This window comes from Sinobaca sp. H24, from assembly GCF_023845525.1.
Genome location: NZ_JALBWT010000002.1, coordinates 46316 through 60838, shown reverse-complemented (window position 1 = coordinate 60838; position 14523 = coordinate 46316). Strand labels below are relative to the sequence as shown.

Annotated in this window: 23 protein-coding genes and 4 pseudogenes; 18 read left to right on the top strand and 9 right to left on the bottom strand. The window is 43.1% G+C overall.

Features of this window, described 5'->3' with window-relative positions:
* Positions 1 to 21: 21 nt before the first annotated feature.
* From MMY81_RS34915 to MMY81_RS03320, 16 genes and pseudogenes are all read left to right on the top strand, one after another.
* On the top strand, positions 22 to 1464 hold the full coding sequence (locus MMY81_RS34915) for a proton-conducting transporter transmembrane domain-containing protein (RefSeq protein WP_374561242.1): 1443 nt from the start codon (positions 22 to 24) through the stop codon (positions 1462 to 1464).
* Positions 1465 to 1731: 267 nt separating this feature from the next.
* Positions 1732 to 2085 carry a hydrogen gas-evolving membrane-bound hydrogenase subunit E gene (mbhE, locus tag MMY81_RS34910; protein WP_374561239.1) on the top strand — a complete coding sequence of 118 codons (354 nt, stop codon included), beginning with the start codon at positions 1732 to 1734 and terminating at the stop codon, positions 2083 to 2085.
* Positions 2086 to 2287: 202 nt separating this feature from the next.
* Entirely contained in the window at positions 2288 to 2500 is a 213-nt protein-coding gene (locus MMY81_RS33765) for an MnhB domain-containing protein (protein WP_374561427.1), read from the top strand.
* Positions 2500 to 2837, top strand: a pseudogene (locus MMY81_RS03375) (Na(+)/H(+) antiporter subunit C). The gene MMY81_RS33765 and the pseudogene MMY81_RS03375 overlap by 1 nt, the downstream one beginning before the upstream one ends.
* Positions 2830 to 4310 (top strand): annotated as a pseudogene (locus MMY81_RS03370) (Na+/H+ antiporter subunit D). The pseudogenes MMY81_RS03375 and MMY81_RS03370 overlap by 8 nt, the downstream one beginning before the upstream one ends.
* 239 nt (positions 4311 to 4549) lie before the next feature.
* A complete protein-coding gene (locus tag MMY81_RS03360; RefSeq protein WP_252311660.1) occupies positions 4550 to 4720 on the top strand; it encodes a Na+/H+ antiporter subunit E in 171 nt (56 codons plus the stop codon).
* A 69-nt stretch (positions 4721 to 4789) separates the two neighbouring features.
* Entirely contained in the window at positions 4790 to 4933 is a 144-nt protein-coding gene (locus MMY81_RS03355; RefSeq protein ID WP_252311659.1) for a hypothetical protein, read from the top strand.
* A gap of 115 nt (positions 4934 to 5048) precedes the next feature.
* Positions 5049 to 5186: a monovalent cation/H(+) antiporter subunit G gene (locus MMY81_RS34905; protein WP_374561235.1), complete on the top strand. Its 138-nt coding sequence runs from the start codon at positions 5049 to 5051 to the stop codon at positions 5184 to 5186.
* Positions 5187 to 5485: 299 nt separating this feature from the next.
* Positions 5486 to 5758: an HU family DNA-binding protein gene (locus MMY81_RS03350; protein ID WP_120193451.1), complete on the top strand. Its 273-nt coding sequence runs from the start codon at positions 5486 to 5488 to the stop codon at positions 5756 to 5758.
* A gap of 760 nt (positions 5759 to 6518) precedes the next feature.
* Complete coding sequence (locus MMY81_RS03345; RefSeq protein WP_252311658.1) at positions 6519 to 6677, top strand: hypothetical protein; 159 nt, start codon at positions 6519 to 6521, stop codon at positions 6675 to 6677.
* A 122-nt stretch (positions 6678 to 6799) separates the two neighbouring features.
* Positions 6800 to 6925, top strand: coding sequence for a hypothetical protein (locus tag MMY81_RS33250; protein WP_256497850.1), 126 nt, complete (start codon positions 6800 to 6802; stop codon positions 6923 to 6925).
* 142 nt (positions 6926 to 7067) lie between these two features.
* Positions 7068 to 7370, top strand: coding sequence for a TolB family protein (locus MMY81_RS03340; protein WP_252311657.1), 303 nt, complete (start codon positions 7068 to 7070; stop codon positions 7368 to 7370).
* Positions 7367 to 7612: a hypothetical protein gene (locus MMY81_RS03335; RefSeq protein ID WP_252311656.1), complete on the top strand. Its 246-nt coding sequence runs from the start codon at positions 7367 to 7369 to the stop codon at positions 7610 to 7612. Before MMY81_RS03340 ends, MMY81_RS03335 begins: the two co-directional genes overlap by 4 nt.
* Positions 7513 to 8001 carry an alpha/beta hydrolase family protein gene (locus tag MMY81_RS03330; RefSeq protein WP_252312007.1) on the top strand — a complete coding sequence of 163 codons (489 nt, stop codon included), beginning with the start codon at positions 7513 to 7515 and terminating at the stop codon, positions 7999 to 8001. Before MMY81_RS03335 ends, MMY81_RS03330 begins: the two co-directional genes overlap by 100 nt.
* Positions 7884 to 8177, top strand: coding sequence for a prolyl oligopeptidase family serine peptidase (locus MMY81_RS03325; protein ID WP_252311985.1), 294 nt, complete (start codon positions 7884 to 7886; stop codon positions 8175 to 8177). The genes MMY81_RS03330 and MMY81_RS03325 overlap by 118 nt, the downstream gene beginning before the upstream one ends.
* A gap of 25 nt (positions 8178 to 8202) precedes the next feature.
* Positions 8203 to 8361, top strand: a complete 159-nt coding sequence (locus MMY81_RS03320) for an alpha/beta hydrolase family protein (RefSeq protein WP_252311655.1) — start codon at positions 8203 to 8205, stop codon at positions 8359 to 8361.
* A gap of 207 nt (positions 8362 to 8568) precedes the next feature.
* Here MMY81_RS03320 and MMY81_RS03315 read toward each other — a convergent pair whose 3' ends face one another.
* Positions 8569 to 8739 carry a hypothetical protein gene (locus MMY81_RS03315; RefSeq protein ID WP_252311654.1) on the bottom strand — a complete coding sequence of 57 codons (171 nt, stop codon included), beginning with the start codon at positions 8737 to 8739 and terminating at the stop codon, positions 8569 to 8571.
* 191 nt (positions 8740 to 8930) lie between these two features.
* Between MMY81_RS03315 and MMY81_RS03310 the strand changes: the two genes are divergently transcribed.
* Positions 8931 to 9464 carry an NUDIX hydrolase gene (locus MMY81_RS03310; RefSeq protein ID WP_252311653.1) on the top strand — a complete coding sequence of 178 codons (534 nt, stop codon included), beginning with the start codon at positions 8931 to 8933 and terminating at the stop codon, positions 9462 to 9464.
* Here MMY81_RS03310 and mtnN read toward each other — a convergent pair.
* Positions 9465 to 10138, bottom strand: a pseudogene (mtnN, locus tag MMY81_RS03305) (5'-methylthioadenosine/S-adenosylhomocysteine nucleosidase).
* A 130-nt stretch (positions 10139 to 10268) separates the two neighbouring features.
* On the opposite strand from mtnN, the gene MMY81_RS03300 reads away from it, so the two are divergent.
* Positions 10269 to 10484 carry a DUF2536 family protein gene (locus MMY81_RS03300; RefSeq protein ID WP_245960977.1) on the top strand — a complete coding sequence of 72 codons (216 nt, stop codon included), beginning with the start codon at positions 10269 to 10271 and terminating at the stop codon, positions 10482 to 10484.
* A gap of 101 nt (positions 10485 to 10585) precedes the next feature.
* Here MMY81_RS03300 and MMY81_RS03295 read toward each other — a convergent pair whose 3' ends face one another.
* From MMY81_RS03295 to MMY81_RS03265, 7 genes and pseudogenes are all read right to left on the bottom strand, one after another.
* Entirely contained in the window at positions 10586 to 11344 is a 759-nt protein-coding gene (locus MMY81_RS03295) for a YrrS family protein (protein WP_252311652.1), read from the bottom strand.
* A 211-nt stretch (positions 11345 to 11555) separates the two neighbouring features.
* Positions 11556 to 12032, bottom strand: a complete 477-nt coding sequence (greA, locus tag MMY81_RS03290) for a transcription elongation factor GreA (protein WP_120193457.1) — start codon at positions 12030 to 12032, stop codon at positions 11556 to 11558.
* A gap of 310 nt (positions 12033 to 12342) precedes the next feature.
* A pseudogene (gene mltG, locus MMY81_RS03285) lies at positions 12343 to 12758 on the bottom strand (endolytic transglycosylase MltG); the annotation flags it as partial.
* Positions 12759 to 12832: 74 nt separating this feature from the next.
* Positions 12833 to 13345 (bottom strand): endolytic transglycosylase MltG, encoded by a 513-nt coding sequence (locus MMY81_RS33045; protein ID WP_252311650.1) that lies wholly within the window; start codon positions 13343 to 13345, stop codon positions 12833 to 12835.
* Positions 13346 to 13458: 113 nt separating this feature from the next.
* Positions 13459 to 13743, bottom strand: coding sequence for a DUF1292 domain-containing protein (locus MMY81_RS03275; RefSeq protein WP_120193459.1), 285 nt, complete (start codon positions 13741 to 13743; stop codon positions 13459 to 13461).
* Positions 13744 to 13758: 15 nt separating this feature from the next.
* Positions 13759 to 14190, bottom strand: a complete 432-nt coding sequence (gene ruvX / locus MMY81_RS03270; RefSeq protein WP_252311649.1) for a Holliday junction resolvase RuvX — start codon at positions 14188 to 14190, stop codon at positions 13759 to 13761.
* The gene (locus MMY81_RS03265) at positions 14183 to 14455 is read right to left on the bottom strand and encodes an IreB family regulatory phosphoprotein (RefSeq protein ID WP_120193588.1); all 273 of its coding nucleotides are present in this window, start codon (positions 14453 to 14455) and stop codon (positions 14183 to 14185) included. Before MMY81_RS03265 ends, ruvX begins: the two co-directional genes overlap by 8 nt.
* Between the last annotated feature and the right edge of the window lie 68 nt (positions 14456 to 14523).

The window sequence follows — 14523 nt, the reverse complement described above, 5'->3', positions numbered from 1 at the left end:
AATTTTTATGTGTACCTCCTCATGTTCATGGGGGCCATGCTCGGCGTTATTATTTCCGATAACATGATTGTGCTTTATGTGTTCTGGGAATTAACAAGCCTTTCTTCCGCCCTGTTGATCAGCTATTGGTTTCAGCGCGATAAATCTATTTACGGTGCCCAGAAATCCATGCTGATAACTGTATTCGGCGGTTTCGCCATGCTTGGCGGCTTTGCCATACTCTACAGCATTACCGGCACATTCAGCATTCAGGAAACGATCGCCAGCGCCGATCTGGTAATGGCAAGTAATTTATTTATACCGGCAATGATTCTCGTTCTTCTGGGCGCCTTTACAAAATCCGCTCAGTTTCCTTTTCACATCTGGCTGCCTGATGCGATGGAAGCACCGACACCGGTCAGTGCCTACCTGCACTCTGCTACGATGGTAAAAGCCGGACTATATCTAGTCGCCCGCTTCACGCCTGTGTTCGCAGGTGTTCCTGAATGGTTCTGGATCGTATCCGGCGTTGGTTTATTTACATTATTCTGGGGCTCGTTATCTGCAGTGCGTCAGAAGGATTTAAAAGGAATCCTTGCTTTCTCGACTATCAGCCAGCTCGGACTGATCATGTCGCTGCTCGGTGTCGGCTCCGCTTCGCTGTATTTTAACGATGGCGTAGAAAACGCTCTTTACCATGCAGCTATTATGACGGCTATCTTTCACCTTATTAACCATGCGACCTTTAAAGGAAGCTTGTTTATGGCAATTGGTATTATCGATCACGAAACAGGTACAAGAGACATAAACCGTCTCGGCGGCCTGATGACCATTATGCCGGTTACATTTACTATTACGCTGATCGGAGCGGCCTCTATGGCCGGCATACCACCCTTTAACGGATTTATCAGTAAAGAGATGTTTTTTACAGGCATGCTTGAAGCAATGGAAATTTCGGCGTGGAACATGCAGACATTTGGCATACTCTTCCCGGTTATTGCCTGGGTTGCCAGCATATTCACCTTTTTGTACTGTTTGATTCTATTCTTTAAAACGTTCACCGGAAAATTCAAGCCGGAAAACTTCGATAAGCACGTTCATGAAGCCCCGATCGGTATGCTGATAAGCCCGATCATTCTCGTTGCTCTTGTTATCGTATTCGGGCTGTTTCCAAACCTCCTGGCTTACTCTTTAATTGAGCCCGCTATGCAGAGTATCCTTCCCGGCGTTATGACAGGCGGCGAACGTTTCTATGTTGATATTTATTTATGGCATGGATTTGAGCTGGAGCTGTTTATGACTATGGGTGTTATTGCACTCGGTACGTTATTGTTCATTTATATGAAAAAATGGTCCTCACTGGCTATTTATAAAAAAGAAAGCGATATTCTTAACCCGCTTTATGACGGATCATTGAGTGCACTCGTTACAGGGTCGCAGAAAATAACACGCGCGCAGATTACCGAAGGCTTCGTGACTATTTAGCCTACATGTCCATCTTTATTGTACTGCTGCTCGCTTATACAATGTTCCGTTACGATGCTTTCTCTATGCCAACGGAGAATATTTCTCCTATACCGGGATATATGTGGGTGCTTGTGCTGCTCTTTATCCTTACGACTGTTGTTGTACCATTTATAAATGACAAATGGCCGTTATATTATTGTCGGCGCTCTAGGGTTTTAGTTGCTATTTTCTTTGTAGCCTTCCGGGCTCCGGATTTGGCTTTAACCCAGTTTTCTAATCGAAACAGTGGTTGTCGTATTATTCCTGCTCGCATTTAAGCACCTTCCCAACCTGAAAAAAGAACGAACGAAACCGAGAATTCAGGTTACAAATGCGATTATCTCTGTCGGGGTGGGAGTGATGGTCACTCTCATTGGCTTAAGTTCTTATGCCTTTCGTTATGAAAATGGGCTGGAATCTATTTCACAGTATTTCATCGACAATTCCTATGAGCTTGCTGCAGGAGAAAATATGGTTAACGTCATCCTTGTTGACTTCCGTGGACTCGATACGATTCTGGAAGTTCTGGTGCTGGCAATAGCCGCACTTGGCGTTATTACACTCATCAAACTGCGTATGACAGGGAGGGAGGATGTATGAAGACAAATAACCTGCTTCTTCAATCCGTTACCCAAGTAGTAACATTCTTGATATTTGCATTTTCTATTTATCTATTCTTGCCGGCATAACAATCCCGGCGGCGGATTTATCGGGGGCTGATGACCGCTTCGGCCCTGCTGCTTTTGTACCTGGCTTTTGATATTCAGTCCATCAAAAAAGCCTTGCCTTTAACTATGTCAATATTATTGCTATAGGGTTAATTATTTCACTTGCTACAGGAATGGTCAGTATGTTTTTAGGAGGTCCTTTTCTTAATCAGTATGATCAGTACGTCCATGTTCCTTTATTTGGAGAGGTCCACCTGACAACAGCTGTTCCATTTGACCTTGGAATTTACCTGGTTGTTGTAGCAATAGCGTTGGTTATTATTTTAGCGATTGGAGAGGATGCATAATGGAAATACTAATGTCGATCACAGTCGGCGTCCTCTTTATGGTAGCAACCTATCTGATGCTTTCCCGCAGTATCTTCCGGATAGTAATGGGTCTTGTTATCATTTCCCACGGCGCCCACCTTCTTATTTTAACGATGGCGGCCTGCAGAACGGCATGCCTCCTCTTTTAGGCCAGGAGGCAGCAAGTTACACGGATCCACTGCCTCAGGCACTCATATTAACAGCTATCGTAATCAGCTTCGGGTTGACAGCTTTTGTGCTCGTGCTGGCTTATAGAACATACGATGCACACAAAACAGATGATCTTGATCAGTTGAGAGGTACTTCCGATGAATAGTTTAGTTATTTTACCTGTACTCCTGCCTTTTTTAATTGGTGCGGTTCTTATCCTGCTGGCAAAAAAGCACCAGGCCCAGAGAATAATTACTTCTTTGACTGTGCTTTCTATGCTGGCCGGCTCCATTATTCTTGCAGTTGATGTCTATCAAAACGGCATCGCTACAATGGAAATGGGAGACTGGCCGGCTCCATTCGGTATTGTCTTTGTAGCAGATATGTTTGCCACCATGATGGTTATTTTATCCAGTATTGTTGGTGTCGTCTGTTTGTTCTTTGCTTTCAGCACCATTTCAACTGAACGGGAAAAATTTTACTTTTATCCCTTCTATCTATTTTTACTCGCTGGTGTAAACGGTGCGTTTTTAACCGGTGACTTATTTAATATGTTTGTGTTTTTCGAAGTAATGCTGCTGGCCTCCTATGTTCTTATAGTTATGGGAGGAACCAAATACCAGCTGCGTGAATCTTTTAAATACGTAGTAATTAATGTTTTTGCCTCAATGCTCTTTCTTATAGGTGTCGCTTATATTTACGGAGCACTTGGAACGCTGAACATGGCAGATATGGCGGTACGAATTGAAGAAACCGGGCAGACCGGCATTCTGAATGTTATTGCTATTCTGCTTCTCATTGTATTTGCTTCAAAAGGCGCCTTATTTCCATTGTATTTCTGGCTGCCTAAATCGTACTACGGTCCTCCTTCTGCTATTGCCGCCCTGTTTGGCGGCCTGTTAACAAAAGTGGGTATCTATGCGATTATTCGTTTATTTACGCTGGTATTTAATCACGACATTGGATTCACGCATAATATTATCCTGGCGCTTGCCGGATTTACGATGTTCTTTGGAGTTCTTGGAGCGGTATCACAGTTTGATTTCAAACGGATCCTCTCCTATCACATTATCAGCCAGGTCGGTTACATGGTGATGGGGCTTGGGATATTCACCCCGCTTGCCCTTGCAGGTGCCATCTACTATATAGCCCACCACATCATTGTTAAATCCGCGTTATTCTTATTCAGCGGAGCGACTGAATCGATTACCGGCACGACTGACCTGAAAAAAATGGGCGGCATTTTAAAAACCCATCCTCTTTTAGCATGGATGTTCTTTATTACCGCCATTTCACTTGCAGGTATTCCGCCGCTCAGCGGGTTTTTCAGTAAGTTCCCGCTGATTTTATCCGGTATGCAGGAAGGCCGCTACATCATTACCGCTGTTGCTCTGTTAGTCGGACTGCTTACCCTGTTCTCCATGCTTAAAATATTCATCTATGCGTTCTGGGGAGAGCAGAAACACACAGACGAGCAGGCTGCTAAAAAAAATCGGCCCTCCTCCTGCCTATTGTTCCTATGGTTCTCTTAACAATTATTCTGGGCTTTGCTGCTGAACCTATTTTCAGCTACTCGTATGGAATTGCCGAGGAACTGCTTGAACCATCTATTTATATTAATTCGGTGTTAGGGGAGTAGATCGCATGGCCTTTCAGATTGTGTGTTAAATGTGTTTATTGCATTTATATGGGTGCTTCTGCAGAATAGTTTCACCCTTGGAGATTTGTAATAGGCTACGTTATCGGATTTGGTGTTTTGTACCTGCTTCAGAAAATCCTGCCGTTTGAGTTTTATTTCCGCCGCCTCAAAGCAGTGTTCGCGCTGCTATGGCTGTTTACCAAAGAGCTTTTCATCGCCAACATTGATATGGTAAAATTGTGCTAAGCCCTTCTTTTAAGCACAAGCCCGGCATTATCGCGGTTCCTACCAATTTGACGAAGAAGTGGGAAATCAGCCTGATTTCCTGCCTGATATCTTTAACGCCCGGAACACTCGTTATGGACTACTCGCTGGACAGCAATATATTTATATTCACAATATTGATATGAAAGCCGTAAGGCAATGATTGAAGATATACAAAACAAATTTGAAAAAGCTATTCTGGAGGTGAGAAAGTAATGTTTACTATCGTAGTGGACATCGCCCTTATAGCGATGGCTGTTTCTCTGGTATTGTGCACATACCGGGTTATCGCAGGCCCTACTGTTCCAGACCGCATAGTAGCTCTTGATGCATTCGGACTTAACATGGTAGGTTTGTAGGACTTTGATGATCTCTTTAGACACAGCTGCTTTCTCGGAAGTTATATTAATGATTGCCATCTGGCCTTCTTAGGCTCCGTTGCACTGGCAAAATATTGGGAGAGGGGCTTAGTCATTGATAGAAATCCTGATTAGCATTTTAATTATCATTGGTATTTTCTTTAGTCTTTTGGGGTCAATCGGCCTAGTAAGACTTCCTGATATTTACGCAAGAATTCATGCCACTAAAAGTGCCTCGGCATCGCATTTTTAGTTTTGCTACCTTTTTTACTTTTGGGTGGTTGAAGCGGATTTATTGGCAAAATTTTACTTGCAATTTTTTCGTGTTTTTAACGGCACCCGTTGGGGCGCAGATCATCAGCCGCTCTGCCCATCGTACCGGAGTTCCATTGTGGAAAAGAGTACACGACGATTTAAGGAGTCATACGAAAAAAAAGGCAGAATAAGGGGCTAATTTTCACGAATTACCGCTGAACACTTGACATAGCAAGGATTCATGAGTAAATTTGTAAGTGAAGTTATACATTACTAGGAATGAAAGGGAGTTTTTTGATGAATAAGACAGATTTGATTAACGCCGTAGCAGAACAAGCAGATATCTCAAAAAAGGATGCTTCTAAAGCAGTAGACGCTGTATTTGAAAGCATCACAGACACTCTTAAAAAGGGTGACAAAATTCAGCTTGTAGGCTTCGGCAGCTTTGAAGTACGCGAGCGTGCAGCCCGTAAAGGCCGCAACCCGCAAACAGGTGAAGAAATCAAAATTCCTGCAACTAAAAACCCAGCATTCCGCCCAGGTAAGCAGTTAAAAGACGCTGTTAACTAATTTACAAATATTAATGAATCAAAAAGATCTGACGATGTCAGATCCTTTTTTACATAGTTTTATGCACGTCTGGAAGGGAATAGTGTAGTAAACATATAGGAGGAATAATAATGAACATTACAATGACCAGCCAGCTTTTTAATGGTTTTTAGAAGAAATGAATCTGAAAAAGAGGCAGTACGCGTTTTACGTTCGCTACGGCGGAGCCCTCAGCTTATTGCCGGATTTTCAATCGGCATAGAAGTTCTGATCCTTCACTCCTGCTTACTATGGAAATGGATGGCATTACTTTTATCGAAGAAAGATGCCTGGTACTTCAAGGATCACTCTCTTCATATTAAATTCAGCAGAAAAATAAATGAAATCGAATTCGAATATACAGATTAATTCTAATCATCCCGTTTATATACAGACAAAAAAAGGCCATTGCCGGATTTACCGGCAATGGCTTCAAAGGGAGAGAGAGTGATGCCTAAAGGAGAGCCTGTTATTCACGGCTTACAGGAAACATTAATACTCTGGAGGGTGAGCCAGAACCCTTTGAACGAAACCGATTTTCCTTCAAAAGGGATGAATGACTTTGTTATTTGTAATTATAGGGAGTATGTGCAGACAAATCATTAAATTTGTAAGATTATCTTTCACTTTTTCTTATTGTGCTATTATATCCAGAAGAGTGATTGTGTTTCCTACACTATTTTACTATACTTAATCCATAAGACTTACATACTAATGAATTGCTACTAAAGGGATGAGATCCATGTCTTTACAAAAACGTCCGATTGCTGCTGATGATATAAAGCACATTGCTGTAGTCAGCGAACCACATATATCTGAAGAAGGAACAAAATACGCTTTTGTACAAAAACATGCCGAGAAGAAGATATTTATTATTCTCATATTTATATTCAGCATTTAACAGATGATAAACCTGTCCAATGGACATTTGGCGACGTTCAGGACCACAGCCCGCAGTGGGCACCGGACGGATCCGAGCTGTTATTTCTTTCCGGCCGTTCCGGCAGTACACAGATATGGCTTATGTCTTCAGCCGGCGGCGAACCCCGCCAATATACTAATATTAAAGGCGGTATTACAGAAGCTGCCTGGGCACCGGACAGCCAGTCGATTGCTTTATTGCTTCCGTCGACTCCGAGGCTGGTTTAGTGGAAGACAGCACCCAGAAGAGAAAAAGCCGCTGGAGCCCGTTCTTGTAAACCGCCTGAAGTATAAATCTGACACAAAAGGTCTTCATGATAAAACCAGACAGCATGCTGCTCTTCTTGATTTAAGATCCAATAAGACAACTTTGCTGACAAAAGGACCATTTGACCATTTTGGACTAAGCTGGGCCTCTGACAGTAAACGGCTCGCGTTCAGCGCAAACCGAAATGAGGACGAAGACAAGTCAGCTGTTGTTGATTTATTCGTCCTCCATCTGGAAACCGAAGAGCTGGAAAAAATGACTGAGTCTACTGGTATTTTCACTATGGCCAACTGGTCCGGTGATGGAAAATACCTTGCTGCAATAGGCCACGAGCTTGAGTATGCAGACGCTACAATCAATCAGGTATGGATTATCAATTCCGTACAAAAGAAAATACATGCATGACGCTTAAATGGGATGTTCAGATTGGCGACGCCGCAATCGGCGATGTCCGCTCTTCTCACCCCAACCCCGGTCCCGTATGGTCCCGTGATCAAAAGCATATTTATTTCCTTGCCAGTGAAAGAGGCAGTACTGGTTATACCAGATGGATATGCTCGGCGAAATTGAAGCTGTACATGAAGAAGAGAATCATTTATTCGGCTTTTCCTATCATGCAGCGAAAGACTTTTTTATCGCAGGAATAAGCGACCCTTCCAATCCAGGTGATTTCTTTGAAATACAGCGCAAGGCAGAAGCTCATGTGCGCCTAACGGATGTAAACAATGAATTTTTAAAAAAGGTGGACATATCCATTCCGGAACCGCTCTCTTTTAAAGCGGAGGATGGATGGGAAATTCAAGGATGGTTAATGCGTCCTGCCCAATTTGAGGAAGGACAGCAGTATCCTTTAGTACTGGAAATCCATGGCGGTCCTCACGCATGTATGCCAATACATTTTTCCATGAAATGCAGTATTTGGCAGCCCGGGGATACGCGGTTCTGTATATTAATCCACGTGGAAGCCATGGGTATGGCCAGTCCTTTGTGGATGCCGTCCGCGGTGACTATGGAGGAAAAGACTATACTGATCTGATGAGCGCTGTTGATTATGTTCTCCAGTCGTACTCCTTTATAGACAGCAGCCGTCTGGGAGTCACAGGAGGCAGCTACGGCGGTTTTATGACTAATTGGATAGTTGGCACACAAACCGATTCAAAGCAGCTGTCACGCAGCGTTCTATCTCCAACTGGCTTAGTTTCCAGGGTGTGAGCGATATTGGATTCTTTTTTACAGAATGGAATTAAAGAACAGTCTGCCGGACAGCCCGGAAGAGCTGTGGAATTTTTCACCGCTTAAGTATATTAAACATGTTTCTACACCTCTTCTTATCATGCATGGAGAGCAGGATTTGCGCTGCCCTGTCGAGCAGGGGAACAGCTTTTTATCGGTTTAAAGAAACTTGATAAAACGGTGGAGTTCCTGAGGTTCCCCGCTCTAATCACGAACTCAGCCGCAGCGGGCCCCCCGTTCTCCGGATTCACCGCCTGGAATATATGGCTGAATGGTTTAACCGCTATTTGTAACTTAAAAAAGCCTGGCTGCAGATTGTCACTGCGGCCAGGTTTTATATTGTATTATTTGTTTCTCTTCAGCTTATCTTTTAATTTATCTTTAATCTGGCTGGAAGAGGAATCTTTGATTTATGCTTCTTTTTGGTGTCCTGTTCTTCCTGCTTTATATCTTCCAATGGCATTGGATCTTCAAGAGCAGTCGGCGGTTCTTCCTGATTTACGTCTTTTTTGATATCTTTTTCTTTATCTTGGTCACTCATTATTAACAGCCTCCTTTTTACTCTATACCACCCTCGGCTGGAATGAAAACATTCTCCTTTCCCGCTATTGTTTGGTATCATAGAAAACAGAAAGGAGAATGTCTTTTGAACCAATTAGATCACATGTTTGAGCAGATAAAAAATAGACCTTCCCGCATTCTGGGGAAGACCATTTTCATAAATCAGCTGTAATGATTCCCATTATTGAAAAAGAAGGTGCCCCTCATGTGCTGTTTGAAGTACGCGCTGAACATATGAACAGCCAGCCCGGCGAAATATGCTTTCCAGGCGGCAGGGTCGATGCCGAAGACGCGAACGAGGAAGAAGCCTGTATTCGTGAAGTTATGGAAGAAATAGGAGTCACACGGCAGGATATTACGCTTGCAGGGTCACTGGATACACTTGTTACCCCCTACAACCATATGATTTATTCGTTTGCCGGCCATATTTCAAAATCAGCCGTTCTCTCACCGAATCCAGCGGAAGTTGGTGAACTTTTCACGGTGCCTCTTTCTTATTTCCATGAGAATCCCCCGGTCAAACATAACATTTATTTACAAGTTCAGCCGGAGGACACGTTTCCTTATTCCCTTATCCCGGGAGGGGAAAATTATTCCTGGCGTACTGCCACCGTACCCGAATATTTTTATGAGTATAATGACTATATTATCTGGGGACTGACTGCCAGACTTCTTCGGCATTTTCTCCAGGTTACAGCCAGCTGATTATTTTTCCGCCAGCTGTCCTACCATATGGATAACCAGCTCTGCTGAATGTTTAGACGCGGTAACGAGAAACTGGTCATAGGAAACTTTTGCCTCCGTTCCGGCAATATCACTTAAAGAGCGTGTGATTACAAACGGCACATCAAAACGGTGGCACACCTGTGCAATAGCTCCTGCTTCCATTTCCGAACAAAGCGGTTTCCGGAACATCTCTTTTAGTTCCCCTACTCTCGTTTCACTGCTCATAAAGGAATCTCCTGATAATATAAGGCCGGATGCTGCCTGAAGGCCGCCATCAGCCGCTCCTTTTTCGGCCATAGTTATCAATGCTTCATCGGCAGGATAAAATGCCGGCATCTGCGGCACCTGGCCGAATTCATAGCCAAAAACCGTGGCATCCACATCGTTGTAACGAACTTCAGTGGAAATCACCAGATCCCCCACTTTTAACGCAGGATCAAATCCGCCGGCTGAACCTGTATTAATAACTACATCGGGGCATATGTATCAATTAATAAAGTCGTGCCTATTGCTGCATTCACTTTACCTATTCCTGATTCAAGCAGTACGATATCCTGGCCGTTCATCGTCCCTTCAAAAAAGATACATCCGCCTTTTCTGCTTTCATGCAGGGAAGACAGCGAATGTTGGAGAATCTCCACCTCTTCTTTCATAGCTCCTATGATTCCTATTTTCATTATATTCAGCTCCTTTATTTACTTTCTGCATTTTTCTGCAACTTATACATTATACTATTAGACTGTACCCGTTTCTACAATTAGACAAAGAGAGGATTCGTTTCTATTGAATATTAGTGTTGGCCCATTAAAAGATAAAATTGAGTTTTTTGAAGCAGATCACATAAAAAAATTAGAAGACGCTATTCAGCAGAAAGTTGAAGTAAATGAAGCCATTATGCTTGAAGTGCATCAGGTCCAGCATCATGTTTACTATCACCCTGAGCACGGCCGGCCGATATTTACAGCTTCTGTTCACTTTAAAGCAGCCGCCCCGCGTTAAAAACATAGACAAACTCCTCATCTGTCTATCGGAAGTTTTTGTCACCGCTCAAGACCCCCCTTACTATTGTAAGGGGGGTCTTTGCTGAAGCATTTTTATTTTTAATAAGGATTGCTGCTTAACACTTCTACATTTGTCGGCTGCCAGCCCTGGCCTTCAATAAATTCCATTTCCACACGGTACGGCGTGCTCCGGTTTTCACTATTAGAGACCGTTCCTACTGCTGTTGTAGTACTTCCTCCATTTTCAAGCCTGTAAATAGTCATTTCCTCCTCAGACAAGCCGGTTGCTGCGCTGAGGGCATTTACCATTTCCGCCCAGTTCTGGCCGTCTCTATCGAAGCTCGGAGTAAAGGAACCGCTTTGCTCAGTCCCGACAGGCTCCCATTCTCCCTGCTCGGCAGCATCAGAAGCAGGCTGCTCTGTTTCTTCCTCCTCCGCTGCGCTCTCGTCTTCCTCGGCAGCTGATTCATCTGTACTCTGCTGCTCCTCTGTACTCGTACTGCTTTCTGTTTCTTCCGTTGTATTGGTTTCTTCTTCCTGAGCAGGTTCTGTTTCTGCTTCTTCCTGCGAATCAGATGCTTCTTCTGATTCGGATGTATCCGGTTCCTCCTCCGGAGCCGATGTTTCTTCCTCCGGCTGTTCTGTCTCTGCCGGTTCTGTTGTCTGTTCCTCAGTCTGCTCCTGGTTCTGCTCCTCGTCAGACGCTTCCTCATTTCCTGTAAAAAGAAGCGTGATAGAGAAAAACAAAATCAGTACTGCTACTATCGCTATTCCTGCATTTAAAAGGCGGTTCATTCTTTTTTTGCGGCGCATACCATACCTTTTTTCTTCCCCAAACCCTCGATTATTTCTATCCATTTGATTATTCACCTACCACTTTCATTATGTATCCTATCAAAAAAACTACACTACTTTTTCTTATTATACAATGTTATCTGAAAGAATCTATTGTTTTTATATTTTTCACACACAATTGTAAACTGTGTAATCCGCCGGAAAAACAGGAGAAAGATACCCTGGGCGATGTTAAAAAACTGCCGCTTTTCAGCGGCAGTCGTTTTCTTTCGTATTAGCTGACTTCAATAATTTCTACTTCAATATCACCGCCGGGTGTGTTAACCATAACGGCTTCTCCTACTTTTCTTCCAAGCAGGCTCTGAGCCATAGGAGAATCATTGGATATTTTGCCTTCCAGCGGATCAGATTCTGCGCTGCCGACAATGGTGTACATTTCTTTTTCTCCATCCGGAAGCTCTTTAAATGTTACGGATTTACCAAGAGCCACTTCAGAATTATTCGTTTTATCTTCTTCAATCATAATAGCTGTTTTCAGCATGTTCTCAATCTGTCCGATGCGGCCTTCCACAAAAGCCTGCTCATCCTTGGCAGCATCATACTCGGAGTTCTCTGATAGATCACCGAAACTTCTGGCTACCTTTATCCGCTCTACAATTTCTGTGCGGCGGTCCGTTTTCAGGAAATTCAGTTCTTCCTCTAATTTATTTTTACCTTCTTCAGTCATATAATTTTGCTTTTCTTCTGCCATTACTATGGTCACTCCTCTTTCTCAGCTTAAATGCTCTAAAGTTGTTCATTCTTATATTTCAATTAAAAATGTAAGCGATATCGCTATTTCCATAGTTTTCATCATACTCATTTTTTACCATATTTCAATTAGATTTGATGAAATTTGGAAATAGGTTTCCCTTATTACTATACTTTCCCTGCATTAAAGAATTTTAATCAGCTTCTTCTTCTTCCGTTTGTCTTCCATCTTCCCACTCACTGCGGTACTGTTCCTGGGTTTGCTGGTGTTCTTCGAAGGATTCATTATAAATCACTTCACCGTTGGGACGGGCATAAAAGAAGATATACTCCGTGTCTTCCGGTTCGAGGACAGCTTCAATAGAAGCAATTCCCGGCTTGAAATAGGTCCTGGCGGCAGCCCTGCATTTCGATACGTATTATAAGGTGATTCCGTATCCAGGTCATCAAGAGATGTCATGTAACGGTGTTCCCTTATAGCATAGGCCACCGTCGGGTCCACTTCCAGCCGCATATCCGCCTCCAGCCTGTTTTCAATCACACCCGCAATAAGCGGCCGGTCAACGTCGAACTGCGCCTCTCTTTCCACAATAGAGGCAATAGTCAGTAATTGATGGACTGTATAATCGCTCTCTTCTATTTGTGAGGCGTATTCTACCATATTCTCTTCCGTTCGTTCAATCATTTCGTTTAAAATCACCTGAAGTTCCGTATCTTCTTCAAAAATTCATAGGTGGGGGAAAGAGATAGCCTTCCAATGGATAGAGGATTTCCTCATTTTCAATTTCTTCAGTAACTGCACTATACTGTTCCAGCATCGGCTATAAAATCACCGCTCTCCAGCTCGGCGGCTACTTCCTCTTCTGAATAAGGTGTATTGTCAGAAATAATGGACGCTATGTCTTCAAGCCAGACTCCTTCAGGCACGGTAAATGCAATACCAGGCTCTGCGTTTGGTCCCTCTTCCAGCTGTCCGGCAATGTCTCTTATCGGCATATCCTGCGAAAACGTATAATGACCAGCCTGAATAGAGGAGTCTGACGTTGCTCTTAAGTAGTACCGAAACACTACCTCGCTATGTATTAAGTTATTTTCTTCGAGCATATCTGCTGTTTGGGCTGCAGAATATCCCTGTTCTATTTCTATATCGACTTCTTTCGGCTCGCTGCTTTTCACAGGACCCATAGCATTCATTAAATACCAGCTTCCAGCCGCTGTTATCAGAATAATAATAAAAAGGATGATTAAAAGAATAATAGATAGTTTTCGTTTTAAAAATGGTCTTTTTCTTTTGGGGCGGTTAATCTCTTCCACGGGACTCCCCTTTCTTTATACTAAACAGCTCATACTTGAAAAAGTACAAAGAAAAGCGCCCATGCCCTGTAAAAACAGGGGCAGCGCTTTTCTTTCCTGCAGAGTTGCCTGCTCTACTCTTCCATATCCGCAAGCGTGTTAATCATTTCCTCTACCATATCCCACTCTTCGTCTGTTTCAATTTCTTCTAAAGCGATATCGTCCTCATCTTCGCCTTCCTGATAACGGAAAGCCAGGATTTCAATCTCTTCATCTTCACTTTCCTGATTACCGGAAGCAGTAACAACAATATAAGAATGCCCCAGTTCTTCAATAGGGAAAGTAAAAAGAACATCAAATAAATGCTCATTTCCTTCTTCGTCAGGTATTACAATACGCTCTGTTTCTTCTTCAGACAAAAATAACGCCTCCATTTATTGTAAAGAATTTTGATTCCTGTCAAGGTATCCCTGTAATATTAACACAGCAGCCATTTTATCCACTACCTGTTTTCTTTTTTTTCGGCTGACGTCAGCTTGAATCAGCGTTTTCTGAGCAGCCTGCGTCGTCAGTCTTTCATCATAAAGAACCACAGGTATATTTATATATTTCTTAAGGGCTTCTGCAAATTCCTGGCATTGTTCCCCTCTTGGCCCAATAGTTCCATTCATGTTTTTAGGCAGACCGACAACCACGACCGCTACTTCATTTTCATCTACCATCTGCTTAATGGCAGGAAATGATTCTTCCGTCGCGCTGCTTTTTAAATGAATCGTATCGTGTCCCTGGGCAGTCCAGCCCATCAGATCAGAGAGGGCAACCCCGATTCTTTTTAAACCAACATCCAGTCCAAGTACTCTATCCATTTCCGCCGCCTTTTTGTACGTAAGACCGTACTAATTCTTCAAGCAGTTCATCTCTTTCCAGGCGCCTGATTAATGCTCTCGCTTCATTGTGGCGGGGAATATAGGCAGGGTCGCCGGAAAGAAGATAGCCTACTATTTGATTGATTGGATTGTACCCTTTATCTTTCAACGCATCATATACTTTTAAAAGGACTTCTTCCGCTTGCAAATCGGTGGATAGTTCATCCTGCACATTAAACTTTACTGTTTTGTCTTTCGGATCCACCATGCTGCCTCCTTCGATCTGCCTATCTTTTCTAATGAAAGAAATCGTCTGTTTCCATCATCATAAAT